This is a genomic window from Halomicrococcus gelatinilyticus, assembly GCA_024227995.1.
Taxonomy (GTDB): domain Archaea; phylum Halobacteriota; class Halobacteria; order Halobacteriales; family Haladaptataceae; genus Halomicrococcus; species Halomicrococcus gelatinilyticus.
This window is the reverse complement of sequence record CP100465.1, coordinates 1,281,663-1,300,701: the sequence shown is the minus strand read 5'-3', so window position 1 is coordinate 1,300,701 and position 19,039 is coordinate 1,281,663. Positions and strand designations below refer to the sequence as shown.

General features: G+C 69.2%; 16 protein-coding genes. 10 read left to right on the top strand and 6 right to left on the bottom strand.

The window, feature by feature from the left end; translation table 11 throughout:
- Nucleotides 1-13: 13 nt before the first annotated feature.
- Nucleotides 14-658, bottom strand: a complete 645-nt coding sequence (locus tag NKT36_RS06915; RefSeq protein WP_327053225.1) for an RNA ligase partner protein — start codon at nucleotides 656-658, stop codon at nucleotides 14-16.
- A 121-nt stretch (nucleotides 659-779) separates the two neighbouring features.
- Between NKT36_RS06915 and NKT36_RS06910 the strand changes: the two genes are divergently transcribed.
- Entirely contained in the window at nucleotides 780-2,666 is a 1,887-nt protein-coding gene (locus tag NKT36_RS06910) for a cation:proton antiporter domain-containing protein (protein ID WP_327053224.1), read from the top strand.
- Nucleotides 2,667-2,702: 36 nt separating this feature from the next.
- Here NKT36_RS06910 and NKT36_RS06905 read toward each other — a convergent pair whose 3' ends face one another.
- Nucleotides 2,703-3,224 (bottom strand): DUF7344 domain-containing protein, encoded by a 522-nt coding sequence (locus NKT36_RS06905; protein ID WP_327053223.1) that lies wholly within the window; start codon nucleotides 3,222-3,224, stop codon nucleotides 2,703-2,705.
- 210 nt (nucleotides 3,225-3,434) lie between these two features.
- Here NKT36_RS06905 and NKT36_RS06900 point away from each other — a divergent pair, with 210 nt between their 5' ends.
- On the top strand, nucleotides 3,435-5,123 hold the full coding sequence (locus NKT36_RS06900; protein WP_327053222.1) for an aldehyde ferredoxin oxidoreductase family protein: 1,689 nt from the start codon (nucleotides 3,435-3,437) through the stop codon (nucleotides 5,121-5,123).
- A 36-nt stretch (nucleotides 5,124-5,159) separates the two neighbouring features.
- Here the strand turns inward: NKT36_RS06900 and NKT36_RS06895 are convergent, their stop codons facing one another.
- A complete protein-coding gene (locus NKT36_RS06895; RefSeq protein ID WP_327053221.1) occupies nucleotides 5,160-5,810 on the bottom strand; it encodes a helix-turn-helix domain-containing protein in 651 nt (216 codons plus the stop codon).
- A 91-nt stretch (nucleotides 5,811-5,901) separates the two neighbouring features.
- On the opposite strand from NKT36_RS06895, the gene NKT36_RS06890 reads away from it, so the two are divergent.
- Nucleotides 5,902-6,207 carry a cupin domain-containing protein gene (locus NKT36_RS06890; protein WP_327053220.1) on the top strand — a complete coding sequence of 102 codons (306 nt, stop codon included), beginning with the start codon at nucleotides 5,902-5,904 and terminating at the stop codon, nucleotides 6,205-6,207.
- Nucleotides 6,208-6,312: 105 nt separating this feature from the next.
- Nucleotides 6,313-7,575, top strand: coding sequence for a hypothetical protein (locus tag NKT36_RS06885; protein WP_327053219.1), 1,263 nt, complete (start codon nucleotides 6,313-6,315; stop codon nucleotides 7,573-7,575).
- A gap of 139 nt (nucleotides 7,576-7,714) precedes the next feature.
- Here NKT36_RS06885 and NKT36_RS06880 read toward each other — a convergent pair whose 3' ends face one another.
- The gene (locus tag NKT36_RS06880; protein ID WP_327053218.1) at nucleotides 7,715-8,863 is read right to left on the bottom strand and encodes a thiolase family protein; all 1,149 of its coding nucleotides are present in this window, start codon (nucleotides 8,861-8,863) and stop codon (nucleotides 7,715-7,717) included.
- A gap of 136 nt (nucleotides 8,864-8,999) precedes the next feature.
- On the opposite strand from NKT36_RS06880, the gene NKT36_RS06875 reads away from it, so the two are divergent.
- The 4 genes from NKT36_RS06875 (at nucleotide 9,000) to NKT36_RS06860 (ending at nucleotide 14,758) form a co-directional block, all read left to right on the top strand.
- Nucleotides 9,000-10,919: a flippase activity-associated protein Agl23 gene (locus tag NKT36_RS06875; protein WP_327053217.1), complete on the top strand. Its 1,920-nt coding sequence runs from the start codon at nucleotides 9,000-9,002 to the stop codon at nucleotides 10,917-10,919.
- Between the two features lie 141 nt (nucleotides 10,920-11,060).
- Nucleotides 11,061-12,407 carry an ATP-binding protein gene (locus tag NKT36_RS06870; RefSeq protein WP_327053216.1) on the top strand — a complete coding sequence of 449 codons (1,347 nt, stop codon included), beginning with the start codon at nucleotides 11,061-11,063 and terminating at the stop codon, nucleotides 12,405-12,407.
- Between the two features lie 133 nt (nucleotides 12,408-12,540).
- Nucleotides 12,541-13,839 carry an MFS transporter gene (locus tag NKT36_RS06865; protein WP_327053215.1) on the top strand — a complete coding sequence of 433 codons (1,299 nt, stop codon included), beginning with the start codon at nucleotides 12,541-12,543 and terminating at the stop codon, nucleotides 13,837-13,839.
- 100 nt (nucleotides 13,840-13,939) lie between these two features.
- Nucleotides 13,940-14,758 (top strand): MBL fold metallo-hydrolase, encoded by an 819-nt coding sequence (locus NKT36_RS06860; RefSeq protein WP_327053214.1) that lies wholly within the window; start codon nucleotides 13,940-13,942, stop codon nucleotides 14,756-14,758.
- A gap of 17 nt (nucleotides 14,759-14,775) precedes the next feature.
- Here the strand turns inward: NKT36_RS06860 and NKT36_RS06855 are convergent, their stop codons facing one another.
- Nucleotides 14,776-16,044, bottom strand: a complete 1,269-nt coding sequence (locus tag NKT36_RS06855; RefSeq protein WP_327053213.1) for an aryl-sulfate sulfotransferase — start codon at nucleotides 16,042-16,044, stop codon at nucleotides 14,776-14,778.
- A gap of 134 nt (nucleotides 16,045-16,178) precedes the next feature.
- Complete coding sequence (locus tag NKT36_RS06850) at nucleotides 16,179-17,567, bottom strand: PGF-CTERM sorting domain-containing protein (protein WP_327053212.1); 1,389 nt, start codon at nucleotides 17,565-17,567, stop codon at nucleotides 16,179-16,181.
- 352 nt (nucleotides 17,568-17,919) lie between these two features.
- Here NKT36_RS06850 and truA point away from each other — a divergent pair, with 352 nt between their 5' ends.
- Both truA and NKT36_RS06840 read left to right on the top strand, forming a co-directional pair.
- Nucleotides 17,920-18,711: a tRNA pseudouridine(38-40) synthase TruA gene (truA, locus tag NKT36_RS06845; RefSeq protein WP_327053211.1), complete on the top strand. Its 792-nt coding sequence runs from the start codon at nucleotides 17,920-17,922 to the stop codon at nucleotides 18,709-18,711.
- 32 nt (nucleotides 18,712-18,743) lie between these two features.
- Complete coding sequence (locus NKT36_RS06840) at nucleotides 18,744-19,013, top strand: hypothetical protein (RefSeq protein ID WP_327053210.1); 270 nt, start codon at nucleotides 18,744-18,746, stop codon at nucleotides 19,011-19,013.
- Nucleotides 19,014-19,039 lie beyond the last annotated feature (26 nt).

Sequence of the window (19,039 nt, the reverse complement as noted above, 5' to 3'; positions counted from 1 at the left end):
GGTCCCGACCCGGTCAGGTGTCCTCGGCGGCGTCGAGGTACTCGTCGAGCAGCGTGGGGAAGTCCCGGCCGCGGAGGTAGCGCAGGCCGAAGTTCTCCGCCCAGTCGATGATGCCGGTGTCCTCGGTGACGACGCCGGCGTCGAGTTCGCGGGCGAGCACGAGCAGGTCGAAGTCCTCGCGGGAGTCGAGCACGCCACGGCGCAGCGCCGAGCGGTACTCGCTCCGCAGGTCGGCGATGACCTCGTCGACGTCGACCCGGCCGTCGCCGTCGGTCCGGGAGTCCTCGGCCTTGCGGACCGCCTTCTCCGAGACGCGGAGGCCGCGGTCGACGCGGTCGCTCATCTCGTCGACGAACTGGTAGACGAGTTCGGCGGGGATGGTCACCTCGAAGCGGGCCGGGTTCTTCTTGATGACCCACGTCTCCAGCTTCGAGAGGACGCGGTCGTCGACGCCGCGCTCGACGAGGACGCCCGTCAGTTCGTCGTGGACGGACGGCGGGATGTAACAGGAGATGTTCAGCGAGAGCTTCGCGGTCGCGACGCGGTCGAGCAGGCGTTCGACGGCGGCTTCGAGGTCCTCGTCGTCCGCGCGGATCTCGTCGGTCAGGAACACCGACGTGTCGAGGACGAACCGCTGTTTGAGCGGGTGCTCCGGCATGGGTATGGGTTGGTGGCACGAGACGAAAGCCTTCTCCCCATCCCTCATGGTCGTTCCATCGCTGGGCGGCAAAGGTGGCTTTTATACATACCCAGCTATCACCTTCAGTCGAAACTCCATCATGAGTGCCGCGTCAGCAGGGTCAGGTCCAGGTTTGCTCGTCATCGTCGCGACAGTCATCGGTCTCGGCGTCGTTGCACAGGTGCTGGCCGACCGGTTCCAGGTGCCGAGCGTGCTCTTCCTCATCCTGTCCGGCGTCGTCGTCGGTCCGGTGGGAATCGGATTCCTGAACCCGGACGCGTTCGGTGGCGCCCTGTCGGCCATCGTCGGCCTGAGCGTCGCCATCATCGTCTTCGAGGGCGCCTTCCACCTGAAGCTGAACAAGCTCCGTGAGGCGCCGTCGGCCCAGATCAAGCTGGTGACGGTGGGCGCGCTCGTCTCGCTGCTGGGCACCGCGGTCACGGTCCGGTACGCCCTCGGAACGGGGTGGGACCTCGCGTTCCTCATCGGCGCACTGCTGGTCGCGACCGGGCCGACGGTCGTCACGCCCATCCTCTCGGTCGTCGCCGTCCGCGACCGGGTCGGCGCGGCACTGGAGACGGAGGGCATCGTCAACGACGTGACCGCCGCCATCCTCGCGGTCGTGATGTTCGAGGTGGTCGTGCTGACCGAGGACGCCGGGTTCCACGTCAACGAGTTCGTCGCCGAGTTCGTCAACAAGCTCGGTACCGGCCTGTTCGTCGGTATATTCGTCGCGGGCGTCATCTGGTACATGCTCCGGAAGGTCGACCTCGCGCGCGGCAACGCGCCACAGAACGCCCGCCTGCTCGTGCTGGTGGGCGCGCTGGCGGCCTACGCGGGTGCCGACTTCTTCGCCAGGGAGGCCGGCATCGCGGCGGTCGCGACCGCCGGCATCCTGCTCGGCAACGCCGACCTGCCGTACGAGGGGAAGATCGAGGAGTTCAAGGGCGACATCACGCTCGTCGTCCTATCCTTCGTGTTCATCACGCTGGCGGCGCTGCTGCGGCCCGGGGACCTGCTCTCGCTGGGCGTCGGCGGCGTCGTCGTGGTGCTCGCGGTCGCGCTGCTTGTCCGCCCGCTTGGCGTCATGCTCTCGACCACTGGCGGCCAGTTCGAGCAGGCCGAACGGCTGTTCATGAGCTTCGTCGGCCCGCGCGGCATCATCCCCGCGTCGGTCGCCACGCTGTTCGCCTTCCAGTTGCAGAGCCGCGGGCTGACCGCCGAGGCGACGACGCTCGTCGGCACCGTCTTCCTCGTCATCCTCGCGACCGTCGTGTTCGAGGGCGGCTTCGCCCGACACATCGCCGAATACCTCAACGTGATACCTATGCGCGTAATCATCGTCGGAGGCGGAAAGGTGGGCCGCGCGCTCGCCGAACGCCTCGAAGACCGGGGAGAGAACGTCGTCATCATCGAGAACGACGAAACGATCATCGAGACCGCTCGCGACGCCGGGTTCACCGTCCACAAGGGGGACGGCACCGACACCGACGTCCTCCGGTCGGCGGGAGCGGACAACGCCCGCATCGTCGTCGCCGCGACCGGTGACGACGACGTGAACCTGCTCGTCGCCCAGCTCGCCGAGTCGAAGTTCGGCGTCGAGACCATCATCGCCCGGGCAAACAACCCGGACAACGTCGACGCGTTCGAGGACCTCGGCGTCCGGACCATCGACGCCTCGATGGCGACGGCGTGGGCCATCGACAACGTCATCGAGCGGCCCGCGCTGTCGAACTGGATGACCGAACTCGGTCGCACCGGCGACGTCCAGGAGATAGAGGTCACCGAACCCGACCTCGTCGGGACGACCATCGACGACCTCGACGACGAACTCCCGAACGGCGTCCTCATCGCCATGGTGGGCCGCGACGGCGAGACGCAGGTTCCCAACGAGGACTTCACCCTCCAGAAGGGCGACCACGTCACCCTGCTCGGCCGCAAGGAGGCCGTCAGGAACGCCATCGACCTCTGCCATCCGACCGCCTGACCGGGCGGTGCGACGTGTTCTCGCTGTGACGCCTTCTCAGTGCCCGTTCCGGTGGGCCATCCCGAGATTGACCGCCGACAGCACGACGAACGACCCGAGGACGAGGCCCACGTACCCCAGCATCGGGACGGCGGTGAACGGGTACATCCCCGCCAGTCGACAGGCGACGGCGACGCCGCTGACGAGCGCGAGCGCGAGGTAGTACCGGCTCCAGTTCGGCACGTGCGGCTCCGGGTCGAGGTAGTCGTCGAGCTCTTCCGCCCGGTCTGCCAGCGCGACCCGGCCGCGGTGGCGGTCGTAGTCGACGACGCCCGCGTCGGCCATCTTCGGCAGGTGCGTCTGGTACAGCGACGTGTAGACCGACTTGCGTTCCTTCGAGGAGACGAGCTCTACCGACGTATCGCGCTCCCATGCGGCGACGGCCTCCGCGAGTTCGCCGATGGGGACCGGCTCGTCCTGCGAACGGAGGTACGCCATCGCGTACCGGCGGCGCGGATTCGTCAGTATCTCGAACGCGACGTCCCGCGAGAGCGCGTCTCCGTCGCCCTCTTCGCTCATGGTCGCGGATACCGATGGTCCCCTTGCACGGCCGGTCCCCCGTCGCACGACGCTAGTTTCGACGAGCCGCTGGAAAAAGATATGCGTCCGTTTAGCGCCTCTCGTCCGGGAAACAAGTCGGACCGGCGGTGCACTGCTCCCCGTGGACGGCCGGTCGGAACTTCTGTGAGGAACTCAGGGTTTATTGCTTTGAAGTGTGAACCCATGCCCATGCTTCACGCCGAAGGCCCATTGCTAACTGTCGACGTGGGCGAACGAGAGACGCACACGACCGACGTCGACGACGTGCTCGCGTCGTTCATCGGCGGTCGCGGCGTCGGTACGAAACTGGCTCACGACCGCATCCCGTTCGACGCCGACCCGCTGGGCTCCGACAACAGCCTCTTCTTCACGACGGGGCCGATGCAGGCGTCCCGGATGAGCTTCACGGGGCGGATGAACGTCACGGGCGTCTCCCCGCTGACCGGCGGGCTCCTGTCGTCGAACGCCGGCGGGTTCATGTCCCGGAACTTCGCCGACACGGGCTTCGCCGCCGTCGAGATTGCCGGTGAGAGCGACGACCTCGTCGTCGTTCACGTGACCGACGAAGGCGTCGAGTTCGAGGCGGTACCGGACCTGGCCGGGGCCACGGTGCCGGAGACCTGCGAGTACATCGACGACGAACGGGGGCTCGACGCCGAACACGTCGCCTGCATCGGGCCGGGCGGCGAGAACCAGGTTCGGTTCGCCTCCATCATGACGACCGAGGAACGGGCGTTCGGGCGGGGCGGCCTGGGTGCCGTCCTCGGCGCGAAGAACGTCAAGGCGGTCACGTTCGAGGGCGACTCCGCGCCCGACATCGAGATTCCCGCGGGCCAGATGGAGATCCACCGCGAGGCGGCCACGGACGACAACATCATGAAAGAGCAGGGGACGGTCGCCGTCATGGACCTCGCCAACGAGATCGACGGCCTCCCGTCCTACTACTTCTCAGAGCAGTCCTTCGAGGGCGCGGACGGCATCAACGGCGAGTCCGTCGCGGAGAAAAAGTACAAGAAGGGGACCTGTTCGGCCTGCGCGTTCGCCTGCAAGCTCCCGACGAAGGACGAGGCGGCGGGCGTCGAGACCGAGGGGCCGGAGTTCGAGACCGCGATGGCGTTCGGGTCGAACGCCGGCATCGACGACATCGTGGACGTGATGAAGTCGAACGAGCTCTGCGACCGGTACGGCCTCGACACCATCTCGACGGGCAACACGGTGTCGGCGTACCTCGCGAGCGAGGACGAGTTCGGCGACGAGGAGCTCATCCTCGACCTCGTGGAGAAAATCGCCCACCGCGAGGGCGTCGGCGACCTGCTCGCGGAGGGCATCGACCGCGCTCACGAGGAACTCGGCGTCGAGAACTGGACGGTCAAGGGCATGGACTTCGCCGCACACGAGGGCCGGGTCCTCCACGGACAGGGCCTCAGCTACGCCGTCGCCAACCGCGGCGCCGACCACATGTACGCGACCTTCTACTCCGTCGAGTACCCGCTCGTCGGCAAGGAGGAGGCGATGGAACCCACCGGTTTCGACGACAAGCCCGAGCGACTGGTCGAGCGCGAGAACCTGATGGCGCTCAACGACGCCGGCATCGTCTGCAAGTTCTCCCGGGACTACATGAGTCCCGACCGCTACGAGATGCTGTTCGGCGCCGACTTCGACGACCTGCTCGCGGTCGGCGACCGCGTCGTGGAACTCGAACGGCACTTCAACAACCAGCGCGGCATCGCCCGCGAGGCCGACGACCTTCCCTACGAACTGCCCGGCTTCGAGGACGCCCTCGACGAGTACTACGCCGCTCGCGGCTGGAACGACGACGGGACGGTTCCAGAGAGCAACATCTCCGGCGGGTCCGACGCGGTCAGCGCCGACGACTGACCCCCGTTCACGCCGACGACTGACGCCGTCTCCTCTCTATCCGTTCGCGTACGCCGACCGCTCGCCGGTGACGTACTGCTTGATGATCTTGCCCTCGGCACGGTGGAGCGTCTCGCTCGCGGTCGACTTCGCGACGCCGACCTCCTCGGCGAGTTCCGTGAGCGTGCAGTTCCGCGGCGAGTCGTAGTACCCCTCCTCGACGGCCACGTCGAGGAGCCGCCGCTGGCGGTCGGTGAGCAGGTGTTCGGAGTCGCTGAGTTCGCGGACGTACTCGACGTCGAACGACATCCCGAACGCCTCCAGCTGGGTCGCGAGCGTCGAGAGGCTGTCCCGCGACGCGGTGACCTCCAGTTCCGCCTCGCCGTCCCGGACCGTCAGCGGCAGTTCGAGCGGGACCGCCGACTCGCTCACAGACAGGAGGAGCAGCGGGTCGGTCGTCTCGAACTCGACCAGCGCCGACTCCGCGGACGCCTCCAGCAGCTCGAGCCGCAGTATCCCCTCGGCGTCGTCCATCTCGCCGACGACGTCCGGCAGGTCGGGCGCGGACACCTCGACCAGTCCGACCCCGGTGTCGTCGTCGGCCGGCAGGGCGGCGAGGACGCGGAACTCGGCGTCCGGATACGACTCCGACAGCGTCCGGATCCACGTCGTCTCGGGCAAGGTGATGTGTAGCTTCGCGGTGGGCATCCGTACTTCCCTGTTCGGTCGCTACCACCAATAACTCCCGTCGAACATGTTCGGGGCAACGGCGACGGCGACGCCGCGGCTACTGGCACCCATGCAACCGACCGACGTTAGCACGCTCGCCGACCTCGACGACGAACCGGCCGCCACCGTCTTCGACGAACCGCGGACGGTCAGGCTCCACCTCGACGCCGACCAGCGACTACCGCCGCACAGCCATCCCGACCGACACGTCGTCTTCGTCGCCCTCGACGGCCGGTTCGCGCTCGACGTCGGCGACGAGACGCACGACGTCCAGGCGGGCGACGTCGTCCGCTTCGACGGCCGTCGCGAGGTATCGCCGCTCGCCGAGACCGAGAGCACCGCCCTCCTCGTCCTCCCCGAACGCGTGGACGACTGACGTCGCCTGCGCTACCGGCCGCCGCCCGCTGCGAACATGTTCGGTTTGGTCGCGAACCTGTTCGGGGCAACTGCTACTCCGCGCAGGCCGCTACGACGAATCACGATGAAGACACGCACCGACCCGTTCTTCCTCATGGCGGGGCTGTACCTGACCGTCGGACTCCTGGCCGTCGTCGGCGTCGTCGCCGTCGACCTGGGGGTCCTCGAACCGTTCGCTCGCCTCCGCTGGGTGACCATCCACCTCGTGACCATCGGCGCGATGACGCAGGCGCTGTTCGGCGCGCTCCCCGCGCTCGTCGGGAGCGCGGTCGACCGCGAGGAAGCCGTCGGTGGAGATGCACCGACGCGCTGGGCGCAGTGGCTCGCGCTGAACGTCGGCTACGTCCTCGTGCTGCTCGGGATGGTGACCGGCGCGACCGTCGTCGCGGTCGCCGGGGCGACGCTCGTCCTCGGCGCGCTCGCCCTGCTCATCGTCGAGGTCCGGCGGCTGACCCGCCGCGCGAGTCGGACGCTGGGCCGCGCCTACCGCGTCGCGCCCTGGTTCCTCGTCGTCGGCATCCTCGCCGCCTTCGGGATGCTGTTCGGCCTCCACGGGCCGGGCGGCTACTTCGGCTCGCTGGAGGCGCACGTCCACGCCAACGTCTGGGGCTTCCTCGGCCTCGTCGTGGCCGCGACGCTGCTCCAGTTCGCACCCGCCTTCGCCGGCACCGATCGCCGCCGTCCTCGCCGGCGTCGCGTCGCCGTCGCCGGCCTGACGCTGGGCGCAACCGGCCTCGTGGCCGGCCCGTGGCTGGCCGTCCACGCGCTGACCATCGCGGGCCTGCTGACCTACGTCGTCGGCACCGCCGCACTGCTGTCGGTGCTCGTCGGCGCGGTGCGCGACGGCGAGCGGACGGCCAGCACGCGCGTCGCGCACGTGGTCGGCGCGTACGGCTGGCTCCTCGTCCCCGTCCCGTTCGCGCCGGTCGTGCTGCTCGCGCCCGGCGTCCTCCCTGCCGCGGCCATCGAGCGCGCTGCCATCCACGGCCTCGTCTTCGGGTGGATGCTCCAGCTCGCGATGGCGATGCTGCCCGCCGTCGTCGCCGCGTTCGACGGTCGCGACGGCGACCTCGCGGACCGGGTGGCGTCGACCGACTACGCGCCGTCGTGGGTCGGCGTCGCCGCCGCGAACCTCGGCATGCTCGCCCTCTGGCTGGCCGCGCTGCCGCCGTTCGAGGCGGTCGCCGGAACGCTTTCGACCGTCGGCTTCGCCCTCGTCGCGGTCGCGTGGGCGAGCCTGGTCGTCGCGCTCTGGTCGCGCCTCGCCGGCGGCGGTCGCGGTCGCTCCGGCGAATCGGTCGACCGCGGGGCTGTGCCCGGCAATTGACGTTGCGACCGGCGGTTCATCCGCTCGCGTCGATTCGTCGACGTAAATGCTTTGTTCCATCGACGAACGGGTGAACCGTTCTCCTGGTCGCACCGCTCGCCGTCGATTCGCGAAGAAAAATCCGGTTCGGGTGCGCGGGTTACTTCCGCTCGAAGGTGACGGCCGCGCCCTGGCCGAAGCCGACGCAGAGCGTGGCGAGGCCCTTCTCGGCGTCCTGGCGGATCATCTCGTGGATGAGCGTCACGGGCAGTCGCGCGCCGGAGGCACCGAGCGGGTGGCCGAGGGCGATGGCACCGCCGTTGACGTTGAACTTCTCCTCGGGGATGCCGAGCTCGCGGCGGGCGTACACCGTCTGGCTGGCGAACGCCTCGTTCAGTTCGACGAGGTCGAAGTCGTCGATGGACTCGCCGGTGCGCTCGAGCAGGCCGCGCGTCGCCGGGACGGGACCGATGCCCATCACGGTCGGGTCGACGCCCGCGACGTTGTTGTCGCCGACGTAGGCCATGACGTCGAGGCCGTGCTCCTCGGCGAACGCCTCGCTGGTGACGAGCGTCGCGGCCGCGCCGTCGGAGATCTGCGAGGAGTTACCCGGAGTGACGGACCCGTCCGCGACGAAGACGCTCGGCAGGCCCTGGAGCGCCTCCATGCTGGTGTCGGGGCGGATGCCCTCGTCCTCCTCGACGAGGCCCTCGTCGGTCTCGATGGGGACGATCTGGTCGTCGAACTTGCCGGACTCCGTCGCCTCGGCGGCGCGCTGGTGGCTCCGGAGCGCGTACTCGTCCTGAGCCTCGCGGGAGACCTCGTACTCCTCGGCGACCTTCTCGGCGGTCATCCCCATCTGGAGTTCGGGGAGGTTGTACAGCTCGTTGAGTTCGGGGTGGAAGCCGCGACCGCTGTAGGACCCTTCCATCGGGACGCGGGACATGTTCTCGACGCCGCCCGCGATGATGGCGTCGCGCTGCCCCGCCCGGATGGCGTCGCTCGCGCTGATGATCGCCTGCATCGAGGAGGCACACCAGCGGTTGATGGACGCGCCGGGAACGCCCTCGCCGAGGTCCGAGAGGAGCGCGATGATGCGCGCGATGTTGTTGTCCTGCTCCTCGCGCTGCTGGGCGACGCCCCACATCAGGTCGTCGATGTGCTCGCCCGTCAGGCCCGTCTCCTCCAGGATGTCGTTGACGAGCGGGACCGAGAGGTCCTCGCTGCGCGTGTCGGCGAACACGCCGTCCTGCTTTCCTTGCGGGGTTCGAACTGCCCTTGCGATAACCGGTACGGTGTCGCTACCCATGGGCGGGTTTTGTACCTCAGGGGTCTTAAGTTGGGGTTGAACGACGGTAAACGAGAAACGATTTGAAAGTTCACTAACTAGCCCGCTTCAGAAACTATTTGGTCGGCGCCGGTCCATAGCGTCTGTAACCCCTCCAATGTCAGGCTCCGACGCCACACAGACCCGGTCGACGTCGTACGCCGCCAGCGACGAGACCGGACTCCTCGAACGGTTCGCCAACCCCGTTCCGCTCGTCGTCCTCGTCGCGGCGTTCGCGCTCGCTATCCGACTCGTCGGCCTCGGAACGCGCGTCGCTCACCAGGACGAGGCGCGGGTCGCCTACTGGATCGCCCGCTACGTCGAGACGGGCGTCTGGGAGTACCGCCCCATCGTTCACGGTCCCTTCCTCGTCCACGTCAACTCCACCCTCTTCGCGCTGTTCGGTGCGAGCGACTTCACGATGCGGTTCGTCGTCGCGTTCGCGGGCGGCGTCCTCCCGCTGAGCGCGCTGCTGTTCCGCCAGCGACTGCGCGACTCCGAGACGGTCGCGCTGGCGCTGCTGCTCGCCACGAACCCCATCCTGCTGTACTACTCGCGGTTCATGCGCAACGACGTGCTCCTCGGCGCGGCGATGCTGTTCGCGCTCGGCTTCGCCGTCCGCGCGTACGACACCTGGAAGGTGCGGTACCTCTTCGCCGCCGTCGCGGCGTTCGCGCTCGGTCTGACGATGAAGGAGAACGGCCTGCTGTACGCGGTCGCCTGGGCCGGCGCGGCGGTGCTGGTGTACGACCACCGCCTGCTCCTGCGGCGCGTCGGCAACGACGGCCTGTCGGCGGCGGTCCCCGACTGGGCGTGGCGTCGGTGGGCCGAGGTGACGGGCGCGTACGCCGCGCTGGTCGCCGCGCTCCCGCTCGACGAGGACCTCTCGGCCGGCGAGTACGTCGTCGAGACGGTCACCGCCGTCGTCCGCTGGGCGGCCACGCTGGTCGTCGCGAACGCACGCCGTATCGCCGTCAGCGTCGGCGTCGTCCTGGAGTTCTTCGCCATCATCGTGTTCTTCTACGCGCCGCGCTCGATGACCGGCCCCGGCCCGGGGCTCTGGAAGGCGCTCTCGAACGGCGACGCCCTCATGTTCGCCGCCGTGGTCGAGCAGGCGACGCTCGGATCGTGGCACGAGTTCGTCGGCGAGTGGGCGGGCAGCAAGCAGGGCCACCCCTACCTCCCGTTCCTCCGGCACGACCTCGAGGTCGTCTGGACCGCCGCACTCGCGCTCGTCGTGCTCGCGGCGGTCGGCTTCCTCGTGGACCGCTACTCCGGCGAGCGGCCGACGCCGCTCGTCTCGTTCAGCTTCTACTGGGGCGTCGCCAGCCTGCTCGGCTACCCACTCGTCATGGACATCAAGGCGGCGTGGGCGCTCGTCCACACCATCGTCCCGCTCGCCATCCCTGCGGCCGTCGGCCTCGCGCTGATCTTCCGCTGGGGCTGGGAGGGCTACCAGCGCGACGACGGCATCAGCGTCGCTGCCGCCGCGGTCCTCCTGTTGCTCGTCGCGGCGCAGGTCGGGACGGCGGCGTACTCGACCTCCTACGAGAACCCACAGAGTCCGGACAACGACCTCGTACAGTACGCCCAGTCCTCGACGGAGATGGGGCCACTGCTCGACGACCTCCAGCACGTCGCCCGGAGCAACGACGGGACCGACGTGCTGTTCTACGGCGAGAAGTTCAACTCGCGGGACGAGTCCGACCACGACGTGCCGCCGGCCGGCGGCGGCTGGTTCGCCCGCTTGCCGCTCGCGTGGTACTTCGAGGCCGCCGACGCGGAGGTGGCGAGCACGGAGGACCTGGACAGGATGCTCGACGACAAACCGCCCATCGTCGTCGCGCTCGGCGACGCCAGCACCTGCAGCAGTGAGGAGGACGTCGCCGGCGACATCGACCGCTACATGGGGGGGTACGTCCGCTACGACGTCCAGCGGTTCGGCTTCGACAGCGGCTGTACCGTCAGCAGCATCGTCATCTTCGTCGACCAGGACGAACTCCCGGAGGACGCGCCGGACCCCAGTGCGTACGCCTGAGGCGTCGCGGGCGTTCGCGCTGTCGACCGCCGCGCTGGGCGTCGTACGCGCTGCTACCAGTCGATCCGACACTTCGTCGTCGTCGTTCCGACAGGGAGTGTTCGACGCGCTTAAGCTTCTGTGGCATCAAAGCACGGGAGAATGAGCAGCGGGTCGCTGGACGTAATCGAGTTCTTGCTCACGACGCACCTCTACGACGAACACCACGAACTGGACGCCAACGACCTGCCTCCGTGGGTACGGCAGGTGTTCTGGCACGAGGGGTCGGTCGAGCGGCCGCTCCGCGCGACGGTCGAGACCGCCCGCGAGGCGACCGACCTCGACCGGCCGTGGGACGCCGTCTCGGAACTGATGTTCACCGACCGGGACGAGTTCTCCGGCACCCTCGAACTCACCCAGCCGGACATGGCGGAGCAGTGGTTCCTCGACCGCGCCGCCGACCGCGTCGCGGCCAACCCGACGCTGGCGTTCGCCTTCGAGGACAGTCCCGAGGTGGACGTCGACTACGAGGCCGCGCGTGAGGCCAACCGACCGCTACAGGCCGACCGTGCGTGGATCGACAGCCTGCTGGAGGAGCACTTCGGCGAGGAGGACGAGGAGGAGGACGGCGAGAACATGCTCGACCTCGTCGACATCCACGCACCCGAGGAGGTCGAGATGACGCTCGACGACCTCGTCCTCACCGAGAACCAGGAGGCCGAGATCAACAAGATAGTGAAGGCCATCGAGCACCGCGAGTACCTCGCCGACATCGGCCTCCGCGAGATCGGCAAGCTCCTGTTCGTCGGGCCGCCCGGAACGGGGAAGACGTCGACCGCGCGGGCGCTGGGGTACGACCTCGACCTCCCGTTCGTCGAGGTGAAGCTGTCGATGATCACGAGCCAGTACCTCGGCGAGACGGCCAAGAACGTCGAGAAGGTGTTCGAGGTGGCCAAGCGGCTCTCGCCGTGCATCCTCTTCATGGACGAGTTCGACTTCGTCGCGAAGACGCGCCGCAGCGACGAGCACGCCGCCATCAAGCGCGCGGTCAACACGCTGCTGAAGAGCATCGACGACATCTCGCTCATCCAGGACGACGTGCTCCTCATCGGCGCGACCAACCACCCCGACCAGCTCGACGCCGCGGCGTGGCGGCGGTTCGACGAGATCATCAACTTCCCGAAGCCGGACGACCAGATGCGCGCGGACATCCTCCGGGTCATCACCCGCGAGATGGACATCGAGGACTTCGACCCGCACGCGCTGGCCGAGCGCACGGAGGGGCTCACCGGCAGCGACCTCCGGATGGTGCTGCGCGAGGCGGTCCTCGACGCGCTCACCGAGGAGCGCACCGACCTCACGCAGGACGACCTGGTGCGCGCCGTCGAGAACTTCGAGGAGCGCGACAACCTGAAGGACCTCGACATGATCGAGGGCGACCACGACGCCCTGGTCGCGGGCGGCGACATCAGCGGCGCGGGCGACGGCGGCCACTCTCACGACCACTGACGTCGCGTCGGCGCAGTCACGACGTCCGCCGACGACCCAGCGACCCTTCGTGGCCCCTGCGCCCTGGTGACAGGACGACTACATAACGGCGCTTCAGGAAATCCTTTTTCCCGTCCTCTGTGACGAACCTCCCATGGCGGATCGTCTCATCGGCAAGTACTACTGCTTCCAGGCGACGCGGTCGGTCGGCTTCATCTCCCCCATCTTCACCCTGTTCGTGCTGCGCGACGTCTCGTTCACGCAGTACGGGACGCTGAGTGCGTTGAGCGCGGCGCTCGTCGTCCTCGGCGAGGTCCCGACCGGCTACGTCGGCGACCGGTACGGCCGCCGGACGAGCCTCGCGCTCTCGGTCGTCTTCACGGTGCTCTCGCTGGCCGGATTCGTCGTCGCGCAGTCGTACTGGCCGTACGTGCTCTTCTACGTGCTCTGGGCGCTCGCGCTGGCGTTCGCCTCCGGCAGCGCCGACGCCTGGCTGTACGAGGTCCTCGACGAGCACTTCGACGCCGACGACTTCGTCCGCGTCCGCGGCCGCGGCGCGTCGGTCATGCGCTGGACCTCCGTCGCGACGATGATCGGCGGCGGCGCGCTGTACGCCGTCGACCCGCGGTACCCGTTCGTCGCGTCCCTCGCGCTCAACGGCCTCGGCCTCGCCGTCCTGTTCACGCTCCCGTCGACCCGGCGACGTGCGAACGACGACCGGAGCGCTGGCGACCCGGCCGACGGTCCCGGTATCGACGACGCGACCCGCGACCCGGGCGCTGACGACGCGGACGCCGACGCGGACGGGCACATCACCCTCCTGGAGACGCTCCCGCTCGTTCGCCGGCAGTTCACCGCGCGTCCGCTCCGTCCCTTCGTGGTCTACGTCGGCCTCTTCTTCGCGGTCACCACCGCCGCCGACGCCTACATCCAGCCCGTGACCGAGGAACTGTTCCGGGCGACCCTGGAGTCCGCGACGGTCGCAGGCCACTCCCTGCCGCTCGGCGTCGTCCTCGGAGTCCTCTACGCGGGGTTCACCGCCGTCTCGGCCGTCGCCAGCTACTTTGCAGGCGACGTCGAGGCGGCGCTCGGCCTCTGGGGTGCGCTCCTCGTCGTCCCCGCCGTGACGGCGGTCACGCTCGTGCTCCCCCGACTCGCCATCGTCGCCGCGCTACCGATGTTCGTCGCGCTCCGCGGGTCGAAGGCGCTCCTGTTGCCCATCGTGAACGGCCACCTGAACGACCACGTCGGCTCCGCGGGGCGGGCGACGACGCTGAGCGCGTTCTCGATGCTGTGGCGTCTCCTGCGCGTCCCGATGGTGCTCGCGGCGGGCGTCGTCGCCGACGCCGTGACCGAGACCGCGGCGGTCGCGATGCTGGGCGTCGTCTTCCTCGTCGGCGCGAGCGTCACCTGGCTCGTCGACTCGCCCGTCGGGCGGTCGACGACCACCTGACGGGCGTTCGCGGGCCGTCGGCGGTCGCCGGCCGTGCCATCCGCCACCGCACCGCACGCCAGCGGGAGACTCTTGTACCAGAAACGGCAATCCCCACCGGATGCAGGTCACACTCCTCGGAACCGGCGACACGACCGGCACGCCGACGCCCCGCTGTGACTGCGAGACGTGCACGGCGGCCCGCGAGCGCGGCGTCGAGCGCACCCGCTTCTCGGTGCACGTCCGCAACGAGGCCACCGGCGAGTCGCTGCTGGTCGACCTGAGCCCCGACCTCCGCCACCAGTTCCTCGAACAGGACGTGCCGCTGCCGGACGCCGCCGTCGCCACGCACGTTCACTTCGACCACCTCCACGGCCTCGGCAACGCCCACCGCCTGCTCGACTCGCTGGCGGTCCACGCCGCGAACGAGGTCGACCCCGTGACCGGCGAGAGCGTCGCCGACTCGGTTCGCGACCAGTACGACTACCTCCGGCCGCTGACGGTCCACGGCCACGCACCGTACGAGACGTTCTCCACCTGCGGGTTCGACGTGACGCTCGTCCCCGTCGAACATCCCCCGATGCTCTGCTACGGCGTCGTCGTCGAGCGCGACGGGACGAAGCTCGCGCTCACGGGCGACACGAACTACGACATCCCCGAGGCGTCGCGGGCGGCGCTCGCCGACGCCGACCTGCTGCTCGCCGACGCCATCGTCCCGGCGTCGCTGGCCGACCCCCACCCGGTCGGCGGCGACCACCACGACGACGAGGGCGTCCCGCGCACGTTCGGCACCAAGCACATGACCCGCGAGGGGGCGCTCGCGCTGGCGGACGAACTCGACGCCCGCGAGGTGCGCCTCGTCCACGTCTCGCACTTCTACCCCGCCGACGAGGCGTTCGAGGAGCCGCTGGCCGTCGACGGCGAGCAGTACCAGCTGTAGATTCGGACGTCGGCCCGCTAGCCGTCCTGCCTCTCGTTCGCGTCTCCCTCTCGCTTCTCACCCTCGCCGTACGCCGCCCGTCCCGCGGCCGTCAGCCCCTCTACGTCCATCAGGCGCGCGTGACACGCCGCGAGGCGGCTCTCGTTCGCGTGCAGGTTCGCGCTTCCGGTCAGGTCGTATCGGCCCGTCGCGTTCTGGTCGGCGACGGTCGGCCCACTGCTCTCGTCGACCTGGGGGAGCCGCGCGGCGTCGTAGACGAGCCAGGGCGCGTACACCTCCCAGACGACCTCGCCGGTCGGCGTCACCTCGACGACCCGCTGGTTCTTCGTGTCGGCGACGAGCGTGTTGCCGTTCTGCAGGCGGTCGGCGTCCCGCGGCCAGTGCAGCGACTGCCTGGAGCCGAGCGTCCACGTCCGCTCCCACGACCCGTTCCGGCGTGCGTACTCGACGATCCGGTGGTTGTCGCTGTCGGCCACCAGCAGCGTCGCCGTGCCGTTCTCGCTCTCGAGGTAGGACGGGTTGTGCTGCTCGTGCAGCGTGTCGTGGTCGCCGTCCGCTCCCAGCTGCATCGTTATCTCGCCGGTCGCGCGGTCGACGGCGATGACCTGGTCGAAGTTGCGCGGCGAGAGGAGGAAGGTGCCGTTGCCCATCGGGTCGACGTCGTTGACGTGCGTCCAGTCATTGCTGAAGTTGCCGCCGACGTCCTTCGGGTAGTGGTCGGCGAAGCGCCACTCCCAGGTCACCTCCTCCTGCGTGCGGTTGTAGACGAACACCCGGTCGTCGTTGGTGCCGTTCGCCGGGTCGGCGTTGCGCATGTTGGCGACGACGACGGCCGACCCGTCGTCGATGAGGTCGGCGTCGTGGGTGTCGCGGGCGTCGAACCGCTCGCTCCAGACCGTCTCCTGGGTCTCGGGGTCGAACTCGTAGACGAGCGTGTCCTTGCCCCGGACCGCCGCGGTGACGAAGACGTTGCCGTTCGCCATCGGATCGACGTCGTACTGCCAGACCGCGTCGTGCTTCTCGGCGCTGTGGTGGACCCAGCGCACGGCGCCGCGCGGGCCGACGCCGACCAGCATCGCCGGCTGTTTGCCGCTCGTGTTGTACCCCTGGACGGCGACGACGGTCGTCCCGTTCGCGGGCTGCTCCATCGTCCCCACGCACGGGCTCTCGACGCCGTCCGACTGCGCGCCGCTCGACTGCGCCGCGGCGGGCGGCGCGACCGCCCACAGACAACACACCAGTGCCACTGCGACCGCTACGCTCCGGTTCCCTCCCCCCGAGACCATGCACGCCGTACAGCGTCCGGGTCCTTGTAGGTTGGTCCCCGTCACCGCCGCCGGTGACCGGGCCGCGACCGGTCCTCGCCTCGGATTGAGGGCCGGACGATGGGTGAGTAGCGGTCGGTCGCGGGGGAGCGGGGTCAGGCGCGACGGCGGGCGAGCAGGGCGACCGTCACCAGCAGGGCGGCGAGCGCGACGCCGGCACCGAAGCCGGGCTGGCCGTCCGGGGTCGTCGTGGTCCCCAGGACGCCGTCGTTACCGTCGCTGTCGTCGTTGACGCCGCTCTCACCCGTGCCGCCGGTTCCCGTGCTGGTCGTCGTGGTCGGCTCCTGGCCGGGGGCCCAGCCGTCGATCTGCTGGAGGTCGGCGTGACAGCGTTCGAGGTTGCTCCAGTTCTCGTAGAGCGCGGCGTCGCCCTCCAGGCTGTACGTGCCGGTGGCGTTCAGGTCGGCGATGGTCGGCCCGCCTGCGTGCTCGCCGGTCTTGAGGCGCGCGGCGTCGTACACCAGGAACGGTGCGTAGACCTCCCAGACGACCTCGCCGGTCGGCGTCACCTCCACCACGCGGTGGTTTCGGGAGTCGCTGACGAGCGTGTTGCCGTTCGGCAGGCGGTCGGCGTCGCGCGGCCACTTGAGGTCGTCGCCGGTCCCCAGCTGCCAGGTCTTCGCCCAGCCGTCGCCGCCCCGCTCGTACTCGACGATGCGCCTGTTCTCCGAGTCGGCGACCAGCATCGTCGCGGTGAGGTTGTCGTTCCGGAGGAAGTCGGGGTTGTGCTGCTCGTAGAGGACGGAGTGGTTCCCGTCTTCGCCCAGTTGCATCGTTATCTCGTCGGTCTCGCGGTCGACGACGATGGCCTGGTCGAAGTTGCGCGGCGACGCCAGGTAGCGCCCGTCGCCGATCTTGTCGACGTCGTTGACGTGCGTCCAGTCGCGGGTGTAGTTGCCGCCGACGCTCTCGTCGTAGTGGTCGCGGAAGAACCAGCGCCAGACGATCTCGTCCTTCTGGAGGTCGTAGACGAAGATGCTGTCGTTGTTCGTCTCGGTCTTCTCGTCGTAGTTCTTCATGTTCGCCACGAGCAGCTGGGTGCCGTCGTTGATGAGGTCGACGTCGTGGGTGTCCTCGATGTGGAGTGTCTCCTCCCAGACGTGTTTCTGGGTGCGGGGGTCGAACTCGTAGACCTTCGTCTTCCCGTCGCTCGTCGCGGTGACGAAGACGTTGCCGTTGTCCATCGGGTCGACGTCGTACTGCCAGGAGACGCCGTGTTCGGCGCTGTGATGGACCCACTTCACCTGGCCGCGCGGCCCGAGGCCGACGAGCTTCGCCGGCTTCTTCGTGGCCCCGTCGTGCCAGGTGAACCCCTGGACGGCGACGACGGTCGTCCCGTTCGCGGGCTGCTCCATCGTCCCGACGCAGGTGGTGGGCTGGTCGTTCCCGCTTTCGCCTGCGGCCATCGGAGCGGCCAGAAGGGAGAGCGAACACAGGACCGCGGCGACGACGGCGAACGCCCGCCGCCTGGAGGCTGCTGACATACCTGTCCCTATCGAGCGGTCGGTCTTGTATGTTTACGTCCGCGTCCGCAGAAGTAACGGTCCCCGTCCGGTGAAGAAATCGCTCTCCGTCGACGGAGCCGGTCGCGTCGAGGCCGCTGGCCGAGGTCTGCGACGGGTCGCCCGGCCCGTACGGCCGCCGTACGGTCGTCCCCCCGACCGGTTTCAGGACCCTGATCCCCGGTACCCGGTGATTGACCGACTCCGCCGCCAGACCAGGGCGTCCGTTCAGGGGGCCCGAAATCCCGTAGCGTGGGTGTTCGACGCGTCAAGCTCGTCCTACGCGGGCGAACGGACCATAGAACTATACATAATCCGACGGTAACGGGAATCCATGCGTGCCTTCCGGATCGCCTACGACGGTCGTCCGTTCCACGGGTTCCAGCGCCAGCCCGACGTCCGGACGGTCGAGGACGAACTGCTCGCCGCGCTCGCTGCGCTCGGGGTCAGCGACGGCGTGCCGAAGAGCTACGCCGCGGCGGGACGGACCGACGCCGGAGTCTCCGCCGTGGCCCAGACGGTCGCGTTCGCCGCGCCGGACTGGCTCACGCCCGCGGCGCTGAACAGCGAACTCCCCGCTTCGGTCCGCGCGTGGGCGAGCGCCGACGCGCCGCCGTCGTTCCACGCCACCCACGACGCCCGCTTCCGGGAGTACACCTACCACTGCTACGCACCGACGGCGTCGCTGCCGCTGGCGAAGGACGCCCTCGACCGCCTCTCGGGCGAACACGACTTCCACAACCTCACCCCCGACGACGAGGGGACGGTCAGGGACCTCTCGACCGACGTGCTCCGGGACGGCGACTACCTCGTCGTCACGCTCCGGGCGGGCGGGTTCGCGCGGAACCTCGTCCGCCGCGTCGTCTCGCTGGTCCACGCCGTCGCGACCGGCGACGCGCCGACGTCGAAGGTCGAGCGCGTGCTCTCGCCGGAACCCCTCGACGGCCCGGAGGGCGTCGAACCCGCCCCGGCGCACCCACTCGTCCTCACGGACGTCGGGTACGCCCTCGACTTCGACGTCGACGCGGAGGCCGCCGCGAGCGCCGGCGAGGTGTTCGACGAACTGCGCGCCGAGCGCGCGACCGGCGCGCGGGTCGCCGGCGAGATAACGGACCGCGTCCGGTAACGTCTGGAACGCCACGGACACCGAACGTCGGAATGGTCGCAACTGAACCGTCGGACCTCCGCGTCGTCGACCGCTCGTGGCTCTGGCAGTCGACCGTCTGGGTCGTGCTCGGTCTGTTCCTGCTCGGCCTCGGCGGGACGCTCGCCGGCCTCGTCAGCGTCGCCCTCGGTGGCGGCATCGTCGCGTTCGTCCTCGCCGCCCTCGTCTGGGCCGCCGCCCTCTTCGGCGGCGTCTACCTCGCCATGCGCGGCATCGCGCTGCTGGTGCGCGGCGTCCTCGACGGCGAGGTGTTCGGCGAGTAGTTCGCGACGTATCGACGCGAGCGAGC

What these genes read in the sequence shown, in the direction of transcription:
- NKT36_RS06915 (WP_327053225.1), bottom strand. Translation starts at nt 658, where the DNA reads ATGCCGGAGCACCCGCTCAAACAGCGGTTCGTCCTCGACACGTCGGTG.
- NKT36_RS06910 (WP_327053224.1), top strand. Translation starts at nt 780, where the DNA reads ATGAGTGCCGCGTCAGCAGGGTCAGGTCCAGGTTTGCTCGTCATCGTC.
- NKT36_RS06905 (WP_327053223.1), bottom strand. Translation starts at nt 3,224, where the DNA reads ATGAGCGAAGAGGGCGACGGAGACGCGCTCTCGCGGGACGTCGCGTTC.
- NKT36_RS06900 (WP_327053222.1), top strand. Translation starts at nt 3,435, where the DNA reads ATGCTTCACGCCGAAGGCCCATTGCTAACTGTCGACGTGGGCGAACGA.
- NKT36_RS06895 (WP_327053221.1), bottom strand. Translation starts at nt 5,810, where the DNA reads ATGCCCACCGCGAAGCTACACATCACCTTGCCCGAGACGACGTGGATC.
- NKT36_RS06890 (WP_327053220.1), top strand. Translation starts at nt 5,902, where the DNA reads ATGCAACCGACCGACGTTAGCACGCTCGCCGACCTCGACGACGAACCG.
- NKT36_RS06885 (WP_327053219.1), top strand. Translation starts at nt 6,313, where the DNA reads ATGAAGACACGCACCGACCCGTTCTTCCTCATGGCGGGGCTGTACCTG.
- NKT36_RS06880 (WP_327053218.1), bottom strand. Translation starts at nt 8,863, where the DNA reads ATGGGTAGCGACACCGTACCGGTTATCGCAAGGGCAGTTCGAACCCCG.
- NKT36_RS06875 (WP_327053217.1), top strand. Translation starts at nt 9,000, where the DNA reads ATGTCAGGCTCCGACGCCACACAGACCCGGTCGACGTCGTACGCCGCC.
- NKT36_RS06870 (WP_327053216.1), top strand. Translation starts at nt 11,061, where the DNA reads ATGAGCAGCGGGTCGCTGGACGTAATCGAGTTCTTGCTCACGACGCAC.
- NKT36_RS06865 (WP_327053215.1), top strand. Translation starts at nt 12,541, where the DNA reads ATGGCGGATCGTCTCATCGGCAAGTACTACTGCTTCCAGGCGACGCGG.
- NKT36_RS06860 (WP_327053214.1), top strand. Translation starts at nt 13,940, where the DNA reads ATGCAGGTCACACTCCTCGGAACCGGCGACACGACCGGCACGCCGACG.
- NKT36_RS06855 (WP_327053213.1), bottom strand. Translation starts at nt 16,044, where the DNA reads ATGGTCTCGGGGGGAGGGAACCGGAGCGTAGCGGTCGCAGTGGCACTG.
- NKT36_RS06850 (WP_327053212.1), bottom strand. Translation starts at nt 17,567, where the DNA reads ATGTCAGCAGCCTCCAGGCGGCGGGCGTTCGCCGTCGTCGCCGCGGTC.
- truA (WP_327053211.1), top strand. Translation starts at nt 17,920, where the DNA reads ATGCGTGCCTTCCGGATCGCCTACGACGGTCGTCCGTTCCACGGGTTC.
- NKT36_RS06840 (WP_327053210.1), top strand. Translation starts at nt 18,744, where the DNA reads ATGGTCGCAACTGAACCGTCGGACCTCCGCGTCGTCGACCGCTCGTGG.